This window comes from Apibacter sp. B3935 (assembly GCF_009827705.1).
Lineage (GTDB): Bacteria > Bacteroidota > Bacteroidia > Flavobacteriales > Weeksellaceae > Apibacter.
This window is the reverse complement of record NZ_WINL01000001.1, coordinates 611,573-634,505: the sequence shown is the minus strand read 5'-3', so window position 1 is coordinate 634,505 and position 22,933 is coordinate 611,573. Positions and strand designations below refer to the sequence as shown.

Genomic DNA, 22,933 nt, shown 5'->3' with positions numbered 1-22,933 from the left:
GTTTATAAACTAAGTGTTGATCTACAAAGAAGATTCAGTTATTCTATTTAACAGAAGGTTCTGTAAAAACCTCTATATAAATTTTATTTCTTTTATCTTTTTGATATTTCTGCTCTTTAGTCCAAATATCTAAGATAGTAGTTGAATTTAGCTTTTCTGAATTTCTACTATACATTTCAAGATTAATTCCCATATAATTTAAAAGTGCAAATTCATCACTTAATGAAATAACTTTAAAAGCGGTTTCTTTGCTCTTTCCATCTCCATAGTCAGCAATAGCTCTCATTAATATTTCAGCTTGATTTTTTAATAGTTTTAATCTTTCTTCATTTTCATTATTCTCATTATAACATATAATTAGATTTAAAATCACCGTAAGATTAACCGGATCATTTTTTAGTAATTCTTCTCCTAAAATAACTGCTTTAGTATATTTTTTAGCTGCTATTTGTTTCATGAATTTTAAGTAATTGTTTTTTCCTTCCAAAAACTTAGTATAATATGAAGAATATAGTTTACCATAATAAAGATAATACGATTTAACTTTCTCATTATGGAAGGCAGACGTATTATTTAAGAATTCAGATATTAATTGATCATAATAATAGGACGAATTCCTATCCGTTACATTATCTTTTATCGTTTCAAAATTTATTGATTGTGAAAATGACAAATTAAATACCAATAAGATTAAAATAGAATAGAAAGGTTTCATATAATTTGAGTATTAGTTAGTATAAAAATGAAATATAAATATAATAAGATTGTTACAAAGTTATTTTATAAGGATATAATGTTATTATTTAAAATGAACGGATACTTAAAATTCATACTAGTTAAATTATTTTTTATTAGTAAAAGAGCATATAAAATGGTAGCTTGTCGGCACTAACTGATGTTTGGTATTTAAAATAATAAATAATTTATATGGTAAGATCTTTCACATGTTTTAAATAGGTTTCTAATGAAATCATTATTAAAATCTTTAAATTGTTTTTATAATAGTTAGTTTAAATTTTATTTTTTCAATTTACTAAATAAAATTTAAATTTCAATTATATGAATTAAGATGTTGGCTTATGATATATGCTTCACTCCAACATGCTTGAAAATTAAATCCCCCCGTTAATGCATCAATATTTAAAACTTCACCCGCAAAATATAAATTAGGTATTAATTTAGATTGCATAGTGCGAAAATCAATTTCTTTTAAATCTACTCCTCCGGCTGTTACAAATTCATCTTTATGCGTATTTTTTCCATTAATGGATAATTGCGTATTGGTAAGTGATTCTGCTATTTTATTAATATCTTTTTTACTTAAATCGGCTAGATTTTTATCGTTAATTTGCAGATGTCCTAAAAGATTATTCCAAAATCGATGAGTTAAATGGTATAGTTTTACACTATAAATCGATTTTTTGGGATGATTTTCTTTTTCTTGAATTAATACCTCTTTTACCTTATCAAAAGTTTCAGAAATCCAATTTACCCGTACAACAAATTTATAATTAAGTGTATATAATTCCCGGGCACTCCATGCAGATAATTTTAATACGGCAGGTCCACTTATACCCCAATGCGTGATAAGTAAAGATCCAAATTCCTTAGATTTTAATAAAGGAATATGTATTTCTGCTTCTGGAAAAGTAATTCCTTGTAAATTGCGAATCAGTGGATCATCACATAAAAAGGTAAATAAGCTAGGGACAGGAGGAATGATGGTATGACCTAATTGATTTAGGATTTTCCACATTTTTAATGAACTTCCTGTTGCAACTACTAGGGCATCAGCATAATAAGTGGAATGGGTTGTAATTATTTCAAATTGATCATTTATTTTTTTTAGGTTAATTACCGTTGAATTGTAATTAATTACAATATTTTTTTTGCTTGCTTGCTCAATAAATGTATCTATAATGGTTTGAGAAGAATTAGATTCGGGAAATACTCTATTATCGTTTTCAATTTTTAAATTAACGCCTTTTTGAGCAAACCATTCAAAAGTATCAGATGGTTGAAAATGATTGAATACACTTAAAAGTTCTTTGGATCCTCTAGGATAGAATTTTACCAGTTTTTTAGGTATAAAACAAGCATTAGTAACATTACATCTTCCTCCTCCCGATATCTTTAATTTTTGAAGGGGACTTTTAGCTTGTTCTAATATAATTGTTTTCCATTTTTTGGAATTAATGTTGGATGCTAAAAAAAATCCGGAAGCTCCGCCTCCTATAATGATAAGCTTTTTCACTTACGATTAATTATGTTATATACGAAAATTTTGAGGTAGATATATTTATAATAAAGGTTGGAATATGTTCCAACCTTTTTGATAATTATTTTTTAAATAAACGTTTTATTCGAGTAAATAATGAATTGTCATAGTTTTCATCTTCTTCAAAATACCCGTATCCATACCCATATCCGTACCCGTAGCCATAACCATATCCTCTCGGATTAATATAATCATTGAAAATAATACCGATATGATTTACTTCATCATTATTGTATTTATCGTTAATACCTTTAAGTAGTTGTTTATATGTATAATTACATCTTGCTACATATATTCTTGCATCAGAAAGAGACATAAGATCATACGCATCGATAACTAAACCAACCGGTGGAGAGTCTATAATGATATAATCATACATAGTTCTTAATTTTTTAATCAGTCCTTCATTTTCCATACTAATTAATAATTCACCCGGATTTGGAGGTATAGGTCCTGCCGGAATAATGTCTAAATTTTCATATTCTGTTTTTTTAAGAATTTCATCTAAAGAATTGGTACCGGAAAGATAAGCTGATAATCCAATTTTATTACTAATATTAAAATCATCGAAAATTCTAGGTTTTCTTAAATCCATACCTACCAATACCGTTTTTTTACCGCTTAAAGCTAAAACAGACGCTAAATTAATTGCTATGAAGGTTTTTCCTTCACTACCTATTGAAGACGTTATTAAAATAACTTTTCCACCTTTAATCTCTTTTTCATTATATAAAAACCTTAAATTGGATCTAATAGCTCGAAAACTTTCAGATATGCTTGATTTTGGTCTTGCCAAAACAGCTAAATTATTCTCGGTATTTTTGGGTCCTATAGTACCAATAATTGGAATTTTAGTAACCGATTTCAAATCTGAAATTAATTTTATTTTGTTATCTAATAATTCAATAATAAAAAGCAAAATAAATGGAATAAATAATGATATTCCTATAAATTTATATTTATTCTGTTGAATGTTAGGAGTAATGGGGGCTTGTCCGGTATTTTTTGCTTTATCTAATACAGTAATATCTGAAATTGTAGTGGCTTTTCTCATTTCTGCCTCAGATAATTTATCCAAGAGTGTATTATAAATTCCATCATTTAGTAAATAACCTCTCTGAGCATTTATGAACATTCGTTCTTTTTCAGGTAAAGATTCAATATCAAGTTCTAAATTACTAATTTGACTAGTAACATTTTTTAATTTGCTATAAAGATCTTTAGATGAACTTTCAAGTATTTTTATTACATTATTCTTTGCATTATCAATTTTATAGTTTATTTCATTAATGGGTTCAGAATTTTCTCTATAAATTAATAATAAATCTCTCTTTTCAAGTTCTAAAGTTTGAACTTTATCAATTAGTCCATCTAAATTTGTATCCGATAATCCCAATATTTCACCGTTACTATAGAAATTTTTATTTAATATCGATTTTTTTAATTGATTAAAAGCATCAATTTTCGATTTTAATTCTTCTCTATTAAGATCTAATGCTTGGATTTTTGATAATAATACATTAGTACTTACATCACTATTAGAAAATATTTTATTATCAACCTGGACTTTTTGAAATATTACTGTCGCACTATCTAATTTCTTTTTAGTAATTATAAGTTGTTTTTTAATAAACTCAATGGTATTTAAATTAACTTTATTTTTATCTTCAAGTCTTCTTTTAATAATTTCTTCAACAGATTTATTTAAAAAATTAATAGTTCCATTAAGACTGAGACCTTTCTTAGTAATAATCATGATGGAAGGAAGATCTTGATCAAAATCTATGGAAACTAATGATTTTATTTTAGATACAGAAGAATTGATGGATGAAAGATAAAAATAATAACTAAGGTCTTTAAAATTATCACCGAATCTTCCTCCATAATCCTTGTTTTTTACGACTTTAAATTTTAAATTATTAGTTTTAACCCAAGTATTAATAGGAACTATAATTTCTTTAACGTATTTATCTTTACGTAAAAAATAACTTTCATTTGTGTAAAGGAAACAAGTATCATTTAGATTATCTGGAAAAGTTAGTTTGAATTTATTATTTGGAAGTATATCTACTTTAACATCATAATATAATGCTTGTGCATAACTTGTATCTACTGTAATTTTAAAAGGTACATCTACATAATCGATTTCAGTGGTTTTTATATTACCTTTCAAATAATAATTTATATATAGATTTAGCGACTTAACTAAATTTTCGTTATGTGTTCTAGAAGTCAATAATTTTTTATAGTATATACCCTGTGTAGCTCCGGAATTTCCTCCCCATATAAAATTTATGGATTGATTAGGAGCTAAAACGCTCGAAGTACCAGAAGATATGCTAACAGTTGTAGATGATTGATAAAATCTATCGGAAAAGCGATTGACTAAAAAAGCAATGGTCCACCCAATGATGAAGGCTACTAGAAACCAATACCAGTTTTTAATCAATCTTCGGATAAACCTTTCTAAACTAAAAAAATTTTTTTCTAAAAAATCAGAGCTTTTGTTTTTCTGATTATTATTTTGATGTTCAGAGGTATTCATAAATTTCAATTAGTAATTTATTATAAAGTTTTAAAAAATAAATATGTTGTAATTGCCTGAATACCTACAGATAGAAATTGGGTCACATCTCCAATAGTAGTACCACCACCTAATCCAGATATTTTTTCTTTTAATGGATCGATAATAATTTGATCTCCAGATTGCAAATAAAAATAGGGCGAATTGAGAATATCATCATGAGTTATATCAAGAACTATATTCTTTTTTCCCTCAGGATATTCTCTAATAATTCTTATATGTCTTCTATCAGCATATCTAGTTAAGTCGCCGGATTTAGCTATTGCTTGTAGTAAATCCACTCGGTTTGATAATTCTATTTTTTCACCTGGAGTATTTATTTCCCCTACCATATAATATTTGATAGCACCAATATTCATCCTTACTTCTGCTTTGCCTTCATTATAAAGCACTTTATTTAATTTATCTTGAACTAGATCTGTAATTTCTTTTAAAGTTAAACCATATACATAAAATTCACCTAAACCATATATTGATATGTAGCCATTGGCATCCACAATTAATCCACTCGATCTTAATCTACTATCTCCAGTGTTAGTTGCTCCTTTAAATACAGAAGTATTCTCTTCGGATAAAAACAAGGAAGCATTTTTATCGGAGGTAATAAGAGTCATTGCTAGTATATCATCTTTTTTTACCCTGTAGTTTTCATATATTACCGGAACCAATCCATATTCATTAAAACGTAAATTTTCACTTGGTTGGAGGTATTTTAAGTCTTTTACTCCAATACAAGAACATAAAAATAAAGCGAAAAAAATAAGAAAAATAATTTGATTTAATTTCATATAATAACTTAAGTTACAAAAATAATTATTTTTTTAATATTTGTATAAGATTTGATATTTCTGTTTTAATATTACTCGAATTATAATTATTTAAATCTATTTTTTTATAAATAGATATATCTTTTTCAATTTCTTCATAAGGTAAATATAATTCTTCCTCAAATTTTTCAAATTTAGGTATGATATTTAGATAAGATATTTCTGGTGTATAATTAAGCTGCAATTTTTGTAATAAATTGTATAAAAGTATAGTGATATTATAGGGATCTCCCATATCTAAGACATAAATACCAGAAATATTTTTAGAATCAGCAATTTCAATTAATCCTTTTGATGCTTGATATTTTGAAATAAAATATCGTTTCATGTTTTTATTAGTTATGGTGATAGGTAAATTGTTTTCAATTTGATATTTAAATATAGTAAAAACAGAGCCACTACTGTTAAAAACATTTCCAAAACGAATAATTTTAATTTTAACACGATTATTTATTTCATTTTGAAAAATATTTTTTAATAAATATAATTCTGCTAATCTTTTAGATATTCCCATATTATTAACGGGATTGACGGCTTTATCAGTTGAAATGAAAATAAATTGCTCAGAATTAGAATTTTTTAAAACAATTTCTAATAAATTTAATGTTGCGTTTAAATTTACAGATAATGATTCTTCACAATTATTCTCTAAGATGTCTATATGTTTGTATGCCGCTGTGTGATAAATAATTTGAATTGGGAATAATGTGAATATTTTTTTTAAAAGTGTTTTATTTCGAATATCTCCTAAAATTAGATACAAATTATTATTTTCTATCGCTTTTCTAAATTTTAATTTAAGTTTAAAAATAGCATATTCTGAATGATCTAATACTATAATTTTTTTTATATTTTGTTCGAGTAATCGCTCAATCAATATACTCCCTATGGATCCTCCTCCTCCTGTTATAAATATAATTTTATCATTTAAAAATGATGATTCTTTAAAAGAATAGTCAATTTTTTTATCAAATAAACTTTCAAATGAAATATCTTGATCTTGAATTTTGATTGTATCTTCTATTTTTGACATCTTAACTACTTAAAACCATTATTTATTAATTCTACAATTTTATCTAAGTCATTACTATTTAAATTATCACCAGATGGAAGACAAAGACCGTTTGAAAATAATTTATTTTCTAAATTTTTATTTCCATAATATAAAAAATTTTTAAAAGCTTTTTGTTTATTTAATGGATTCCAAACGTATCTGGATTCAATATTATTTTTACTTAGTAAATTTTTGATTTTTTTATTTATAGAAGGGGGGAAAATAAATACACTTAACCATCTATTAGTGAAATTATTTTTTAACTCTTTTTGATAATCAAAATTAATTTTATTTTCAAAATTTGAGAAGTAATAATTAAAAATTTCTCTTCTACGATTTACTTTTTTTTCCAATTTATCAAATTGTTTGCTACCCAAAGCTGCAAGAATATTACTTGTTGAATAGTTATATCCAATTTCATTGTGTTTATAATAATCAACTTTTTCCTTTGCTTGAAAAGCTAATTTTTCTGCATATTTATAACTTTTTTTATTGGGTAATATGAGAGCTCCTCCTTGTGAAGTAGTTATAATTTTATTTCCATTGAAAGATAAAATTCCATAGTTGCCAATCGAGCCTAAAGGCTTATTATGGTAAAATGAACCTAATGCCTCTGCTGCATCTTCTATAATAATGATGTTATTATTTTTACAGATATCAATAATATCTTTCATTTGTGCTGGCATTCCGTAAATATGAGCAATAATTAGAACTTTGGGTTTTATGCCTTTTCTTTTTAAATCATTTATTGCGGAGTGAAGAAATCCAGGAGAAATATTCCATGTTTCTTTTTCGGAACCGATAAACACAGGAAAAGCTTTTTCATATAAAATAGGAAAAGCTGTAGCGGCAAATGTGAAATTTGAACATAATACAAAATCCCCTTCTTGAACACCTGATAATTTCAGTGCTAAATGAATGGAAGATGTTCCACTATTTGTTAATAAAACACCTTTTTTAAAATATCGTGATAATTTATTTGAAAAATCTTTTACATAGGAGCCATATGGAGAAATCCAACCGCTATTTAAAGCATCTATAACACTATTTATTTCTGATTGATCTATATGTGGAGGAGATAAATATATTTTCGTATTATGAATCACTTTTTATAAGATTTATTTTTTTATATAATAATGGAAGAAATGAAAAGATAATACCTAAAGAAAGAATAATTGCAAGTAGTAAATTAACTTCAATATGCCTTAAAAAATATGCGACTAAGATAACAATAGCATTTTCAAATATCATTATAATTGAAACTTGTTTATGTGATAAACCCAAACGCAAATATCTGTGATGCATGTGATTTTTATCAGCTTTAAAAGGAGAATGACCTTTAAATAACCTAATTACAAATACACCTAAAGTATCAATAATAGGTATAATTAATATAGCAATTACAATTGCAGGAGCAGTTTGTATCCAATAAACAGGAGCACCATAAGGATATTGTAACAAAAAAAGATTAAGGAATTTAATTCCCATAAATGAAAGCAAAAATCCTATAATCATAGATCCTGTATCTCCCATAAATATCTTATACTTCTTTGAAAAATTAAATCGGATAAAAGCTAAAAGGCTTCCTATAATTGTTAAAGATAAAACTATCATAGGATGATTGATTGCACCTAATCTCCAAAAAGTTACTATAAATGCACCACATACTAATATTGCAATGCCCGAGGCTAAACCGTCTATTCCATCAATCAGATTAAAAGCATTAATTAGAAATATAAAGACTATAACTGTAAATAAAATACTAAACCAATAAGGAAGTAAATTTATACCAAAAATACCAAAAAAATGACCTATTCTAACATTAGAACCAACTGAAATCATCAGTGCCGTTACAATTTGAGCATAAAATTTTTTGTTCGGAGAAACGACTAGTATGTCGTCCATCAATCCTATAAAGAAAAGAACGATTATAGCAGAAAATAAAAATATATAGGAAGAAAATAGTTCGTAAGCACAGATGGATGACATAATGGTAACAGAATAGAAAATAGAAATTCCACCTAAATTGGGAGTTTTTATTATATGAGAGCTTCTTTCCTTTGGAGTAGCCATAAGATTTTTTTTATAAGAAACTCTTATAATTTTTGGGATTGACACATAAGTTAATAAGAAAGATCCTAAAAATCCTATAATACACTTTAGATAGAAACTGTCAATACCTAAAAAATCTTTAATACTTCTTATATCAAATCCTTCCATATTATTAAGTCATTTCGTGACTTACAAAATCGCGTAATTCTTAAAGTAAAAACAAAGATATATTTAAATAATTAATATATCGAAAGTTTTTAAATAGAATTTTATAGTTTTTTATTCCTAATCAAATTTATTATAATTTCCGACATATTTTATTTTAAAAATGAATTAAAAATATTTATATGATAACAATATAATTTAAATAATAAAGTTTAATTATTAATTATATATTTAAAACGTTTATTGTATGGTAATTGTGTAATAATTTTTATTAATAATATAAAATTTGTTAATAAAAATATTAATTTAAATATAAAATCAAAAATAAATAAAAATGTATATTTGTCAGAACAATATTAAATAATCAAGTAAAATGAGGAAAATTTATTGGCTTTTTATTTTTTTATTTTCAATAATGAAAGCCCAGGTCAAGGTAATTGATCTTAGTACAGGCCGTAATGACGACGGCTCTGTTATGCCAATTGAAATCGAAGATCCGGATTGGAAATGTATTCGTCCGGATGGATCAGAACACGTTGCTCGTACAAGGCATACCTATTCAGGTTGGTATTATCCGCAATTCAAAGATAATACTTATAATGAGCGATGGATTACGGGAGCTCCGGGAGATCCCGGCGAAGGGTATTTTATTTATAAAAGTAAATCTTTTGTGGTACCTAAAGGAAATAAAGCTGATTTAGAAGTTCGTTCATTAGCTTATATGAGGCAATGGACATATTTAGTTAAGGAAAATACTAATAGCACGGAAACAGAGACGTTACTAACTCAAACTACGTGGATGAATGATGGAGCTAAAGGGTGGTTTAATTCGAGAAGTCCATTAGCAGAGGCAGAATTAAAACCGGGAACATATCACATAAAAGTTAAAGTTTATGTCAACAGCAGTAGAGCAAGACAATCTCTAAACGTTGCCTCAAAAGTATATATATCTCCATCAAATGAAAAAGATTATACTTTGGCTCCAAACAGTTATATTTTCGATATCGACAAAGCGAATAAAGAAAATCTAGGTGGTCTTTCAATTCCTGTAAAAAAAGCTTTTGCAGTTTGGGAAAATAATAAGTTTTTAGATAAACCTATACCACAAGGAAAATTATTTGCAGATTTACAATGGCAGGATGTGTATGGATTAGTTGAAAAAATTGAAGTTATAAATTCATCAGATTCTGATAGGGAAAATGCAAAAATAAATGTTAATATAGATAAAAGGAAAGGAAAAGGAAATGCTATAGTAGCACTCCATGTTGGTCCTAATGGTAATAGTTCAGATCCTATATACTGGAGTTGGCATATTTGGGTAACAGACGATCCTACTAAAAATGCTCGCACTAATAATAATAATCCTAATGGACAAACAAGAATGGTTTCCACTTTTATGGACCGAAACTTAGGTGCATTATCCGCAAGCTTTTTAGGAAATGATTGGACACGTTCAGGGGGACTTATGTATCAATGGGGAAGAAAAGATCCATACCCGGTATTTTTATATTTAGATGGTTATGCTCCCGAAATACATTTAGGTGAAAAAGGTTTTGTAAATAGATGGAATTATGGTAATCATATGATAATGGAAAGGCCATATGAGACAGATGTTAATAAAAATATTCAAGCTAGTATTCATAATCCGATTAAATTTTTTTATCCATTGGAAAAAGAATACACTCAAAAATGGAACGAGAGAAACAAAAAATTTTTAACTACAAGAAGTAATGTTAGTTGGTTGTCCAATAACATTTCTGTTAGTAATAACGAATCTACCTTAGATTTATGGGGTGATAATTCAAAAGGTGCACGAAACTCAGCAGGTTGGGTGGTTGCTCAAGCTCAAAAAACACCATTTGATCCATGTCCATCCGGATGGAAAGTTCCGTCTTATGCTAGCCGTACTAGCTATGACAGATATAATTCAAGTCCATGGGGAAAATATCCAACTATTGGATATAGAAAAGATGGTACAAATAGATGGAATGAGCCTTTTGGTCAAAAATTAGACTTAATAAAATACAAATTTACTAATGGTTACGAGGATGATACGATGTTGCCCGTTGATAAGTATCCTGGAATTAAAATTTATCCCAGTTTAGGATATGACTTTAGTGATGTTCCGGGTAATGATATAGGTACATTTCCACTAGCAGGTCATTATGTAGGATATTATGGATATAATCCTGTTAGAGGTCTCGTATTCCAAGATCAAAACAGTGAAATAGCTCTTTGGGGGGCAACTTTAGAACAATATGGTTATGCAAAAAAATTTTCCTTAACAGCAAATGATTTTGAAAAGGGGACTGGACAATACTTACTTGATCCGGAAGGATCTGGAGGTGGAGCTACATATTTATTAAATGCTGTAAGATGTATTAAACAAGATAGGGCTGATACATTTTTGTTTGATACAGAATATCTTAAGGGAAAAACCTATTACAGTGAAGGGATGGATAATCCTAATACATTTTTGTTAACTCAATCAAATCGTATTCAAGAAATTAATATTCCTGTAAATAAAGCTTTCTCAATATATAATACCTATTTAACTGATGGTGAATGGCCTCAAGGCGAATTATCATCTAATGTATATTGGACTACTAATAAAGATTTAATAAAAACTATATCTTTATATAATACAACAGGAAATAAAGAAAATTCTCAAATAAAAGTCCAAATAAATCCTAATCAATCAGGAAATGCTATTATTTCAGTACATGCAGGAAACAATAGAAATTCCAAAGATCAAGTATTATGGAGTTGGCATATTTGGGTTACTAAAAATGAAGTAAAAATAAATACTTACACAACGGAAAAACGATTTAGTGATACTAAAGAAAAATTAATTGATTATAAAAGATTCTTAGTATATGAAACAACATCCGGTTATAAACCTTCAACTTCAGAATTTATGGATCGTGATTTGGGAGCATTAGATGCTAATATTACTAAAACGGATTTCGTGGGAATGCACTACCAATGGGGAAGAAAAGATCCAATTCCAAACTTTAAAAGAAATTCTAAAGAAAATTATACTCTTTATATAGGAAACACAGTAAACGGAAGACAAGATTATACTCCTATGACATCCGATCAATACGATAATAGTGATTATATAGGACGTAAAGAATTTGGTTCAACAAAAGAAGCATTGCTCTTTACAACCCGAAATCCTTTATCTTTTATCGTTGATTCTAAAAATACTTGGACTCCCTATGCTTTATTAAATAATGGAAATGAACTTTGGGGTAAAGCAAAAGAGAAATCTCCTTTTGATCCATGTCCTGGAGGATGGAGAGTTCCTGAAGGTGGAAATATACCACCTGCATCTCCTTGGTATAAAGAAGGTACTTATTATTTTATGTATGATGCTTTCTATGAGAAAGAATATAAAGAACTAGGAGGCAAAAATATTTCCTTATACATAGATAAAGAAAAAATAATAAACGGATCAGGTTTTATATTTGATAGACCGGATTATAAATTAGGAATGTATCCTGCAGCAGGTTTTAGAGTGGTTATAGATAATCGAAAATCATCAATTGAAAATTTTGGTATTGAATCCTCCTTGTGGACAGCATCCATAGCTAATTGGATACAATCCGCATATTCAAATGCACATCTTTTTTATGCTAATAATTCTAATTTAAATATATTAGGATTTAATAATATTGGTCAAGGTCGTTCTGTTCGTTGTGTAAAAGATACACGAAGTGTAAATACTTTTCATAAAGCAGTAAATAATGTTAATGAGATTTTTACTGTAAATGATAATGAAAACTTAGACGATTCTTACATTCAAATATATCCTAATCCAAATACAGGTTTATTTTCAATCAATTTGAAAGATATTGCTGAAGGAACAATACAAATACTAAACATTAATAATAGTGTTGTTTATTCTAAACAATTTAATTCATCAGATATTGAAGTAAATATTCAAGGACAACCTTCAGGAATATATATTGTAAAAATTCAATCAGGCTCAAAAATTATCACTAAAAAAATTATAAAAAATTAAAATTTCTTATTGCTAATAATAAACTCTCTAATATTTTATATTAGAGAGTTTTTTTATTGAAATTTTACGAAATTTGCTAAACCATCTTAATTGATCATTTTGAAATACTTGATATAAATCTTTTCTATTTTTAAATATATAAATAATAGAATATATTTTATATGATGATTGAAAATTTATATTAGTTTATATTTTTTTAAGCCATTTATAACCCAATGAGTTGTATAATATAGTGATTTATATAATGGTAATTTTAAAAACTTATAATAAACTAAAAATTGAAGTTTTAGCATTAGCCATTTATTTCTAGAATATGAATTTTGGCGTATTCTATAAATTACCAAAGGTAAGTTTAGAGCACGAAATTTACCTATGACTTTTGAAAGATTTAAAATCATAGCATAATCTTCTCTTTTATGAACATCAGGAAAATATATTTTACCTGTTTTATTTGAATCATAAATTAATGTTGATATAAATACCGGACAGTTAAATAATAAACGTTTATATGAGACCATATCTTCCGCGACAAAATCAGCAAGACAAGGGTTTAAATTTTCGTCAACTCTTTTATATGAAGTATATACAGCTTTTTCATTATTTTGTTTTAGAAAATTAATTCTTTTTTCAAGAGCATTAGGAAGCCATAAATCATCACTATCTATAAAAGCTATATATCTTCCGCATGCATTTTTTACACCGTAATTGCGAGCTATTGCAGCACCCTGATTTTTTTCTAAAACAATAAGTTTTATTCTACTATCAGTATATTTTTTAATTATTTCAACAGAATTATCAGTGCTACAATCATCAATAATTATCCACTCCCAATCAGTATAAGTTTGTTTTAAAACAGATTCAATCGTATCGCCAATAAAATTTGCCGAATTAAAATTAGCTGTAATTATAGATACAGAAGTAAGATTATTCATAATTTAAGGATTAACAGTTAATTGCATGCTTACAATTAATTTAAGATATAAGAAGCATTTTTTATAAATTAAAACATCCAATTAATAAATTAGGATTTTATATATTTTTTTAATATTATTTTTAATAATCATATTAATTATCATTAGCAAATTCTTGAGGTATAAACTTTTTAATATTTATATTTTCATTAAATATATTAGACATTTTATCAAAGCCTAAATGGACAGAATTAGGCCACATTCTCCAACTCATTAAATAAAAATAAAGTATAAAAAAGTAATAGTAAAAGTATTTGTAACTTTTATTACAATATTTAACAATCATAGCTATTAAAATAGACCAAAAATCACCATATGCCGCTGGAAGTCTTATTGAAAAAATTGAATTTTCACGTAAAGAATAATAAATAAAATAGTGAGTGATGATTAGATTTCTAATCATCATATAATTTTTATCGGAGGTAGTTTTGCATATATAATTGTCATTGAGTAAAAGTATGACTAAAAAAATAAGTTTTACAAAATCATTTAGCCCCCATCCGGTTCCTTCTAAACTTCTATAAGAATAGAAGCCCCCGGTTGCTTCTGAAATAATGTCAGAAGAGATATTTGAGAATAAGTTTTCAAAAATTAAATACGGTTTAAATGGCGATATAAGTACAGCGAAAACAATGATTAATATACAGTTAAATGTTGATAATTTAAATTTAGCAATCCAATAAGCAGGAATAAATATTAATGTAGTTTTATGAAAATAATATCCAATAAAAATACACAATAAAAATTTTACTAATTTTCTTTTTTCAATATATTGATAGGAAAATAAACACAATGCTATTGATGCAGCTTGTCTAATATGTCCACAATCACTAAAAAAGTAATTGGGCATAAAGAAATACATTAACGATAGCATCGGATAGGGAGAATATTTGTAATAGGTATACGTTTTTAATGAGATTGATATTAAAGCATATATAAATAATAATAAAAAAAATGGCATTTTAAAATATCCCAAAATTTTTGATATTAATGCATATGTTACTTCAATATCCGCATTAAAAATTTTATTCCATGTAATATATTTATTAATATTTAAATATATTCGATAATAGGGCCAATAGTCTGCACCTTGAGCCACACGTATTCCTGCAAGAAAAATAAGAAGTGAGCAAATAATTATATAAGGTACTTTAATCGTTGCCTTTAGGCCATTATTCGATATTTCTAAATATGAAAAAAATGTAATTATAAAGAGAATAATATAATATACAGGATGAAGCATTAATTCATAGTTTTATTAATTGTAATAAATAAAATACTATTTTTTTAAGGTTTAGTGAAAATAGATAATTTTTACCGAATCGTTTATATTGAAAAATTTGCCATTTAGATATGTTTTCAATTTTTAATATTTTTTTTAGTTTATCAAACATTTGTTTTTTAACACCATTATCATTTACAAATGCATAATAAGCTAAAAAAGAATAAAATCCTTGGAATATAATAAATTTTTTCCATTCATCTATATTTTTCTTATAATTGCTTTTAAAAAAATCCTGTTTAACCATTTCAATGGCATCCAACATATTAATTCCTTTAATTGTAAAATTTCTTGTTATAGAACCATTTCTAATAAGGTAATAATAGAAAAATTTATTAGTTTTTGCTACTGTTTTTGCTTTTAAAAATAAACGAGGTATCGTAGCAACATCTTCAAAATGCAAATTTGATGGAAAAGATATTTCATTAAATAATTCTCTTTTAAAAATCTTGTTGCATGCAAAACAAGACATTTCTCCAAAAATTGTGAAATCTTCTGAGAGGTCTATTTTTTCAGGCAATTGATGTGACTGAGGTAATTTTTTTATAATGTTCCCATATATATCTACATTTTGTAAACTGCATACAACTATTTCCGCAGAATGTTTAATTGCTAAATTATACATATCATTCATCATGTTTTCATCAATCCAATCATCGCTATCGACAAAGGCTATAAAATCACCTGAGGAATTTCTGATCCCATTATTTCTGGCTTCGCTTAATCCTTTATTTTTTTGAATTATTGATTTTATATTGTGATATTTTAATACATATTCATCAATAATTAATTGCGATTTATCGGTAGATCCATCATTAATAATAACGATTTCTATTTCTTTACATGTTTGATGAATTAATGAATCTAAGCATCTACGAAGATATGCTTCAACATTATAAACGGGAACAATTATAGATATTTTATAATTCATGAATTATCAAAAACGATCCAAAGGTAGTATATTTAAAATTATTATATAAAATAGATTTGGTCAAAAAAGGGTGTTATGATAGCATATTCATAAGTAAATATTACTTTATTCCATAATATTTCATATCATGCCAAAATTCCACATAAGACTTTTCAACTACATTTGGATATAATATTTCTATTGGAAATAATAGTTTAAGAGGAGCAAAACTCATAGCCATTCGGTGGTCATTGTATGTTTCAATTTTTTGATTTTCATTAAAAATATTGACTTTATGAAGCTTAAAAGAATTATCAGTAATTTCAACACTTCCTCCACATTTTTCGATTTCATTTTTAAGAGCGATTAATCGATCAGTTTCCTTTATTTTCAGAGTTTCAAGACCAGTTATTTTGATTGGTATTTGCAGTCCAAAAGCAGTTAATGCAACAGTTTGGGCAATATCCGGACAATCATTCATTTCTAATTCGATATATTTTGGATAATCAAAATGGTCGATTTTAAATAAGGTTATTTCATCGTTTGCAAATAAAGTTTTTATACCAAAATATTTTTGATAAATATCAACAATTCTTCGATCTGCTTGTAAAGAATCTTGAAATAAATATTTAATATTTATTCTAAAATTATTACTTAATGCACAAACTGCATAATGATATGAAGCGGATGACCAATCACTTTCAATTATAAAATCTTGTTTTTTAATTTCATTAATTGGGAGTATTGAAATTTTATTTTCATATAGAGTAGCAGAAATTCCTATTTTATTTAAAATCTGCAGAGTCATAGTTATATAAGGTTTAGAAGTAATTTTACCTTCTAAATTTATAATTAAACCGTTTTTAAGTTTTGCTCCAATTAAACATAAGGCAGTTATATATTGGCTGCTAATATTAGCAGGTAAATTAATAGTATCACATATAATTCTTTTTCCCATAATTCTTAAAGGAGGATATCCTTCATTTTCAAGATAGGAAATATGAGACCCTAAAAAATTTAATGCATCTACTAAAATCTTTATAGGTCTTTCTTTCATCCTGTCTGAACCGGTAAGTATAACGGTTTTATTTTTTTGAATTGCAAAATAAGCAGTTAAGAATCTCATTGCTGTACCCGCATGATGTATATCAATCAGTGGTTCTTTAGAAGCTAAAGCTTCTACCATCTTTTGGCTGTCTTGACTTTTAGATAAATTTTGTAAACGAAGTGGATCGTTGTATAATGAATTTAATAATAATACACGATTGGTGATACTTTTTGATCCAGATAGATTGATAGTTACTTCTTTCATTTTAATTTTTTATTATTAACATGTCTTTCACTATCACGACGAGTAGTTGCAACCAACTTTTTTTGAAAGGCATTTTCCAAATCAATTCCTGTTTGATTAGCTAAACAGGCTACAACGAAAATTACATCCGCTAACTCTTCACCTAAATCTTTATTTTTATCTGATTCTTTTTCTGATTGATCCCCATATCTTCTTGTTATAATTCTAGCAACTTCACCTACTTCCTCGGTTAATTGTGCCATATTTGTCAATTCACTAAAATATCTAACACCATATTTTTTTATCCATTCATCGACCTGTAATTGTATATCTTTTAAGCTCATTTTGATAAACTTATTAAAGTTAAGTTATTAATTATAAATAATATATATATCTTAAAAATTAAAATTATAAGTATTGGTATGTAATTAATAAATACATTGAATATTTAATTAATTATGTCTTTTATTTTAATAAAGTAAAGTATATAAAGATTAATAAACATTATATCTTTACCTTTGAATTAAGAGTTTTTAATTATTGATATTAAGTTTTTCTAAATCTTATTTCATTTAACTAAATTAGACAACTTTTTATTAAAACTTATTTATTATCCTATATAATATTGGTTTTATATCTAATGCAAACTTTTTTGAAAATTTTTCAGCTCCATTTGCATTTAGATGTAATGAATTAAAAAAATATTTTTTTTGGTAACTCATTGTATCATTTGAATAGTTAATAAATGGTATATTATATTTTTTGGAAATGTTTGTATATATTTCCATAACTTCAGCTCTGTTTTTAATGAATTTTTGTCCTTCAATATATTCAGGTGTGTATACAAATAATACATAAATATTTTTTTGAATTAACTCAGTAAGAATTTTTTCAAATAAATGTATCCCTTTTTTATTTATTGAAACTTCTAAATGTCCTTTAGAAAATAAAGCATTATCAAAATCACTATTCCAATTTAAATCACGGGGTAGATATCCTTTAATTCTTTTTTCGGGTTTTATAATATTTTCATTATTAATAATCCTAGATATTTCTTCATTTAATGAGTCAGAATTTTCAAACTTCTGCTGTGAAATATTTTGGATAAAAGATAGAAATTTAATACGCCCTAATTCTAAAGCCTTATTAGAATAAAATGAGTCAACATATCTCAATAATGGAATTTTATAATCAAAATAGCTAAAATGAGGAAATTTGTAAACAGAAAGTTGCTCTTCAATTTCTTTATGTTTAGGCCAAAACATATAGGGAGAAAATTGATCGGGTTGATATATACCTATTGGATCACTAAATAATAAATCATCTAAAGAATAAATAACTACTTTTGGTTTTTTGTTATATTTTAAAAACTCAATATGCCTTAAATTTTGTAGCCATATATGTTGTCCGGCCATTCCGAGATTATAAGCAGTTGTATGAAATTCGTCTTCTAAGATTACTGGATTAATATGATTAAGAGCTCTAGAAGAACCATAAATTACTATATCTGAATTAATCCTACCATTATAAATATCTTCCCATACTGAAAAGTCACCAGCACCAGATGCTCTAATTTTTTTTGATATAATAAAGTCACTTAAATAAGCCAAAAATATTATGGGTAGGAGGAAAGCTAAAATTCTATAAATAAACTTCTTCATGTATTTACTAAAACTGAAAATATATAAACTCTTGAGAATTTTTTTGACCAAAAACAAGCATTAAAATAATAAGAATGTAGTAAAAACTCCAACGAATACAAGTTTTTGATTTATAAAATAATTTTTCAATAGCATAATTATTTTCTCTTCCTTTCCATTCAACTAAAATTAAAAGTAAAAGTAGAGGAAATAAACTTAGATTAAAAATACTTAAATCAGGTAAATGAATTGAATTAAACATTTTGTTAATATAAGAAAATGCCTGACTTAAAGATTCTGATCTAAAGAAAATCCAAGCAAATGAAGCTAATAGAAATGTATAAACAATCTGAAAAAACTCCTTGAAATTAGGTAAAATTTTTCCTTTGGCTACAATATCCATATTATTTCTGTTAGTTTTAAAAATAATGGAAGGCAAAATAAAAAGAGCATTTAATCCTCCCCATAAAATGAAAGTCCAATTCGCTCCATGCCAAAAACCGCTCACTAAAAATATTATAAAAGTGTTTCTAATTCTCTTAATTGTTCCTCCTTTACTTCCACCTAGAGGAATATACAGATAATCTTTAAACCAAGAAGATAAGGATATATGCCAACGTCTCCAAAATTCAGCAATACTTCTAGAAAAATAAGGATAATTAAAATTTTTAATCAGTTTTATTCCCAAAAGTTTACCTGAGCCCAAAGCTATATCAGAATATCCTGAAAAATCTCCATAAATTTGAAAAGAAAATAGAATGGCACCTAAAAAAAGAGTCCCGCCCGATTGACTTTCATAGGAATTAAAAATTAAATTAACTGCTTTAGCACAATTGTCTGCAATTACTATCTTTTTAAATAACCCCCATAAAATTTGTTTTAAACCGCTTACCGCTAGTTCATAATTGAATTTTCTTGGTTTTTCAATTTGAGGAAGTAGATGAGTAGCCCTTTCAATAGGCCCGGCAACCAAGAGAGGAAAAAAGCTAACAAATAAAGCGTATTCAATCCAATTATGGGAAGGTTTGATTTTTTTATTATAAATATCAAATACATAAGACAAGCCATGAAAAGTATAAAAAGAAATGCCGACCGGTAGAATTATGTTTAAAGTTGAATAATGAGCAGTAAAACCCAATTTTTGAATTAAATCAGCAAAAGATTCAATAAAAAAGTTATAATATTTGAAAAAACCTAGAAAACCTAAATTTATGGATACACTTATAATTAACCAAATTTTTTTCTTTATCTGAGTATTAGAATTATATATTTTTAAACCACTTATATAATCAAGAATGGTTGAAAAGGCAAGTAAAAATAAAAATTTCCAATCCCAGCAAGAATAAAAAAAATAGCTTGAAATTAAAAGGAATAAATTTTGGAGTTTTAAATTTTTATTTAAAATAAGCCAATAAATAATAAAGATGATAGGTAGGAAAATTGCGTATTCAAATGAGTTGAAAAACATTTCTCAGTATTTATACCGACAAAAATACGAAAACATAATTAGACATTGGCAATAACGGCTTTTAATTAATTAGTAAGAATATTAATTGCCAAAATATTAAATTTGTATTAATGGAATGGAATCAAGAAATACATATTTTTCAAGAATATTTATTATTAGAAAAAGGCCTTTCTCAAAACACACAATTAGCTTATATAAGGGATATTAAAAAACTAATAAAATTTACCGAACATGATACGTCCATTACCCCATATACTATAGACAGATTTTTAATTCAAGATTTTATTTATGATTTTGCAAAAAAATCTTCCTCAGCAAAATCTCAAGCACGAGTAATATCATCATTAAAATCATTTTTTAAATTTTTACAAATTGAAGAAAAAAGGCAAGATAATCCGGCAGAATTGCTCGAAAGTCCTAAAATTGGCCTGTATCTTCCCGATGTGCTAAGTCATGAAGAAGTAGTAACTATAATACAGTCTATAGATTTATCCCAATCAGAAGGAGAGAGGAACCGTACCATTATTGAAACATTATATGGATGTGGCCTTCGTGTTTCAGAATTAATTAATTTACGACTCTCCGATTTATATTTGGATGAAAATTTTATTAGAGTTATCGGAAAAGGTAATAAACAAAGATTAGTTCCTGTATCGGATTGGACGATTAAATATATTAATCTTTATAAAGACTCAATTCGTATCCATTTAAACCCTAAACCTAAATGTGAAGATATACTTTTTTTAAATAGAAGAGGAGGACAGCTAACACGTGAAATGATTTTTATAATAATAAAAAATATTGCGGAAAAGGCTGGAATCAAAAAGAAAGTTTCCCCCCATACATTCAGGCATTCTTTTGCAACGGTGTTACTGAAAAATGGTGCCGATTTACGTTCAATTCAGCAAATGCTTGGACATGAAAGTATTACCACAACAGAAATATATACCCATCTAGATAGTCAACAACTAAGAGATACCATTGAAAAATATCATCCATTTTCAATTAAAAAGGGCTAATATTTTAAGTTAAATAATATATACACTTTAAAAGTATAATGAATTTAGATAAATATAAAAACGAAGCGTTAAAAAAAGCTTCAGAACACAAAAAATATTTAGAAAAACTAAAAAATAAGAAGCCTAAAAAATTGGATCAAGAATTAATCGAAATTCATGATAAAGTTTTCTCACATATAGATTGCCTACAATGTGCTAATTGTTGCAAAACAACAGGACCTTTGTTTTTGGAAAAAGACATTGAAAGAATATCTAAATATTTACGAATGAAACCGATTGATTTTATAGATCAATATTTATATAAAGATGAAGATAACGATTGGATTTTTAAACAATTGCCTTGCCCATTTTTGGACAGCTCCAATTATTGTTCCATCTATGAAGTACGTCCAAAAGCATGTAAAGAATACCCCCATACGGATCGTAAAAAATTCTATCAGATAAATAAATTAACCTTAAAAAATACAGTCATATGTCCTGCTGCTTACGAAGTAGTGGAGCTGTTGATGAAAACTATACGAATATAGAATTACTTGTTTTTTTGTGAATCAATTATTTTTTTATTTTGTAACCATTCCACTATTTTAGCCCCAAGCCATGAGAATGGAAAAAATATAAAAAACATACTTATTATATACCAGGTGGGATGTCCCTTAAATGTAAAAACAGAAATAATAGCTGTTAGTAAAAGTATAAATCCGATCAACATAGCATAAGCAGTTTTTGCTGTTTTTACTAATAAAGCGCAAACTATTCCACCTAATAGAGAACCAATCCCGGAAGAAATTAATAAAGCTATAAAAAATTCGCCTTTAGCAGTACGAACAATGGATCTCCAATATTCTATAGGAAGACCTTTATAATTGTAAGGTATCCAATAAGAATTTATCATAACAGAAAGAGTAATTACTGTAATGGCTACTAAAAGCCCGGATATAACTGCAAGAGTATTTCTTATCATTTCGTTTTATAATTCTGTAGCAATAACTGAAATTTCAATTAAAACATTTTTGGGTAAGGCTGAGACTTGTACACATTCACGGGCCGGATACGCATCGGAAAAATATGAAGCATATATTTCATTAACCGCGGCAAAATCAGATAAATTTTGAAGAAAGATGGTAGTTTTAACCAAATTATTCCAATTTAAATTAGCTTCATTAAGAATTGCTTCAATATTTTTCATAACCTGATGAGTTTGATCATTAATGGAAGTAGGAATTTCTCCGGTTTGCGGATTTACCGGTATTTGTCCGGAAACAAATAAAAAGTTATTAACCTTAATCGCTTGAGAATAAGATCCAATAGCTGCAGGAGCTTTTTTAGTATTAATTATTTTTTTAATCATGAATTAAATATACAAAT

The 22,933-nt window shown here is 26.7% G+C and carries 19 protein-coding genes; 3 read left to right on the top strand and 16 right to left on the bottom strand.

Annotation, left to right across the window (positions count from 1 at the left end):
• Positions 1 to 43: 43 nt before the first annotated feature.
• The 7 genes from GFV00_RS02695 to GFV00_RS02665 all read right to left on the bottom strand — a co-directional run bounded on the left by GFV00_RS02695 (position 44) and on the right by GFV00_RS02665 (position 8,963).
• Positions 44 to 715 (bottom strand): DUF4919 domain-containing protein, encoded by a 672-nt coding sequence (locus GFV00_RS02695; protein ID WP_160556295.1) that lies wholly within the window; start codon positions 713 to 715, stop codon positions 44 to 46.
• A 336-nt stretch (positions 716 to 1,051) separates the two neighbouring features.
• Positions 1,052 to 2,254: an NAD(P)/FAD-dependent oxidoreductase gene (locus GFV00_RS02690; RefSeq protein ID WP_160556298.1), complete on the bottom strand. Its 1,203-nt coding sequence runs from the start codon at positions 2,252 to 2,254 to the stop codon at positions 1,052 to 1,054.
• 85 nt (positions 2,255 to 2,339) lie between these two features.
• Positions 2,340 to 4,823 carry an exopolysaccharide transport family protein gene (locus GFV00_RS02685; RefSeq protein ID WP_160556300.1) on the bottom strand — a complete coding sequence of 828 codons (2,484 nt, stop codon included), beginning with the start codon at positions 4,821 to 4,823 and terminating at the stop codon, positions 2,340 to 2,342.
• A 20-nt stretch (positions 4,824 to 4,843) separates the two neighbouring features.
• Entirely contained in the window at positions 4,844 to 5,650 is an 807-nt protein-coding gene (locus GFV00_RS02680) for a polysaccharide biosynthesis/export family protein (protein WP_160562684.1), read from the bottom strand.
• 25 nt (positions 5,651 to 5,675) lie between these two features.
• Complete coding sequence (locus GFV00_RS02675) at positions 5,676 to 6,722, bottom strand: SDR family NAD(P)-dependent oxidoreductase (RefSeq protein ID WP_160556303.1); 1,047 nt, start codon at positions 6,720 to 6,722, stop codon at positions 5,676 to 5,678.
• Positions 6,723 to 6,727: 5 nt separating this feature from the next.
• Complete coding sequence (locus GFV00_RS02670; protein WP_160556305.1) at positions 6,728 to 7,849, bottom strand: DegT/DnrJ/EryC1/StrS family aminotransferase; 1,122 nt, start codon at positions 7,847 to 7,849, stop codon at positions 6,728 to 6,730.
• Entirely contained in the window at positions 7,839 to 8,963 is a 1,125-nt protein-coding gene (locus GFV00_RS02665; protein WP_185149974.1) for a glycosyltransferase family 4 protein, read from the bottom strand. Before GFV00_RS02665 ends, GFV00_RS02670 begins: the two co-directional genes overlap by 11 nt.
• Before the next feature lie 412 nt (positions 8,964 to 9,375).
• Between GFV00_RS02665 and GFV00_RS02660 the strand changes: the two genes are divergently transcribed.
• Complete coding sequence (locus GFV00_RS02660) at positions 9,376 to 12,987, top strand: T9SS type A sorting domain-containing protein (RefSeq protein WP_160556307.1); 3,612 nt, start codon at positions 9,376 to 9,378, stop codon at positions 12,985 to 12,987.
• A 176-nt stretch (positions 12,988 to 13,163) separates the two neighbouring features.
• Here GFV00_RS02660 and GFV00_RS02655 read toward each other — a convergent pair whose 3' ends face one another.
• From GFV00_RS02655 to GFV00_RS02625, 7 genes are all read right to left on the bottom strand, one after another.
• The gene (locus GFV00_RS02655; protein WP_160556309.1) at positions 13,164 to 13,919 is read right to left on the bottom strand and encodes a glycosyltransferase; all 756 of its coding nucleotides are present in this window, start codon (positions 13,917 to 13,919) and stop codon (positions 13,164 to 13,166) included.
• A 133-nt stretch (positions 13,920 to 14,052) separates the two neighbouring features.
• On the bottom strand, positions 14,053 to 15,201 hold the full coding sequence (locus tag GFV00_RS02650) for an EpsG family protein (RefSeq protein WP_160556311.1): 1,149 nt from the start codon (positions 15,199 to 15,201) through the stop codon (positions 14,053 to 14,055).
• A 4-nt stretch (positions 15,202 to 15,205) separates the two neighbouring features.
• A complete protein-coding gene (locus tag GFV00_RS02645) occupies positions 15,206 to 16,171 on the bottom strand; it encodes a glycosyltransferase family 2 protein (protein ID WP_160556314.1) in 966 nt (321 codons plus the stop codon).
• A 100-nt stretch (positions 16,172 to 16,271) separates the two neighbouring features.
• Positions 16,272 to 17,462, bottom strand: coding sequence for a 3-phosphoshikimate 1-carboxyvinyltransferase (locus GFV00_RS02640; RefSeq protein WP_160556316.1), 1,191 nt, complete (start codon positions 17,460 to 17,462; stop codon positions 16,272 to 16,274).
• Positions 17,459 to 17,785: a nucleotide pyrophosphohydrolase gene (locus GFV00_RS02635; RefSeq protein ID WP_160556318.1), complete on the bottom strand. Its 327-nt coding sequence runs from the start codon at positions 17,783 to 17,785 to the stop codon at positions 17,459 to 17,461. Before GFV00_RS02635 ends, GFV00_RS02640 begins: the two co-directional genes overlap by 4 nt.
• Positions 17,786 to 18,037: 252 nt before the next feature.
• Positions 18,038 to 19,102, bottom strand: a complete 1,065-nt coding sequence (locus GFV00_RS02630; RefSeq protein ID WP_160556321.1) for a hypothetical protein — start codon at positions 19,100 to 19,102, stop codon at positions 18,038 to 18,040.
• Positions 19,103 to 19,109: 7 nt separating this feature from the next.
• Positions 19,110 to 20,549 (bottom strand): MBOAT family protein, encoded by a 1,440-nt coding sequence (locus tag GFV00_RS02625; protein ID WP_160556323.1) that lies wholly within the window; start codon positions 20,547 to 20,549, stop codon positions 19,110 to 19,112.
• Between the two features lie 110 nt (positions 20,550 to 20,659).
• Here GFV00_RS02625 and xerD point away from each other — a divergent pair, with 110 nt between their 5' ends.
• Entirely contained in the window at positions 20,660 to 21,568 is a 909-nt protein-coding gene (gene xerD, locus GFV00_RS02620; RefSeq protein ID WP_160556325.1) for a site-specific tyrosine recombinase XerD, read from the top strand.
• Between the two features lie 38 nt (positions 21,569 to 21,606).
• Positions 21,607 to 22,095 carry a YkgJ family cysteine cluster protein gene (locus GFV00_RS02615; RefSeq protein WP_160556327.1) on the top strand — a complete coding sequence of 163 codons (489 nt, stop codon included), beginning with the start codon at positions 21,607 to 21,609 and terminating at the stop codon, positions 22,093 to 22,095.
• Positions 22,096 to 22,097: 2 nt separating this feature from the next.
• Here the strand turns inward: GFV00_RS02615 and GFV00_RS02610 are convergent, their stop codons facing one another.
• Positions 22,098 to 22,529, bottom strand: a complete 432-nt coding sequence (locus tag GFV00_RS02610; RefSeq protein ID WP_160556329.1) for a hypothetical protein — start codon at positions 22,527 to 22,529, stop codon at positions 22,098 to 22,100.
• 6 nt (positions 22,530 to 22,535) lie between these two features.
• On the bottom strand, positions 22,536 to 22,913 hold the full coding sequence (locus GFV00_RS02605) for a RidA family protein (RefSeq protein ID WP_185150366.1): 378 nt from the start codon (positions 22,911 to 22,913) through the stop codon (positions 22,536 to 22,538).
• Positions 22,914 to 22,933 lie beyond the last annotated feature (20 nt).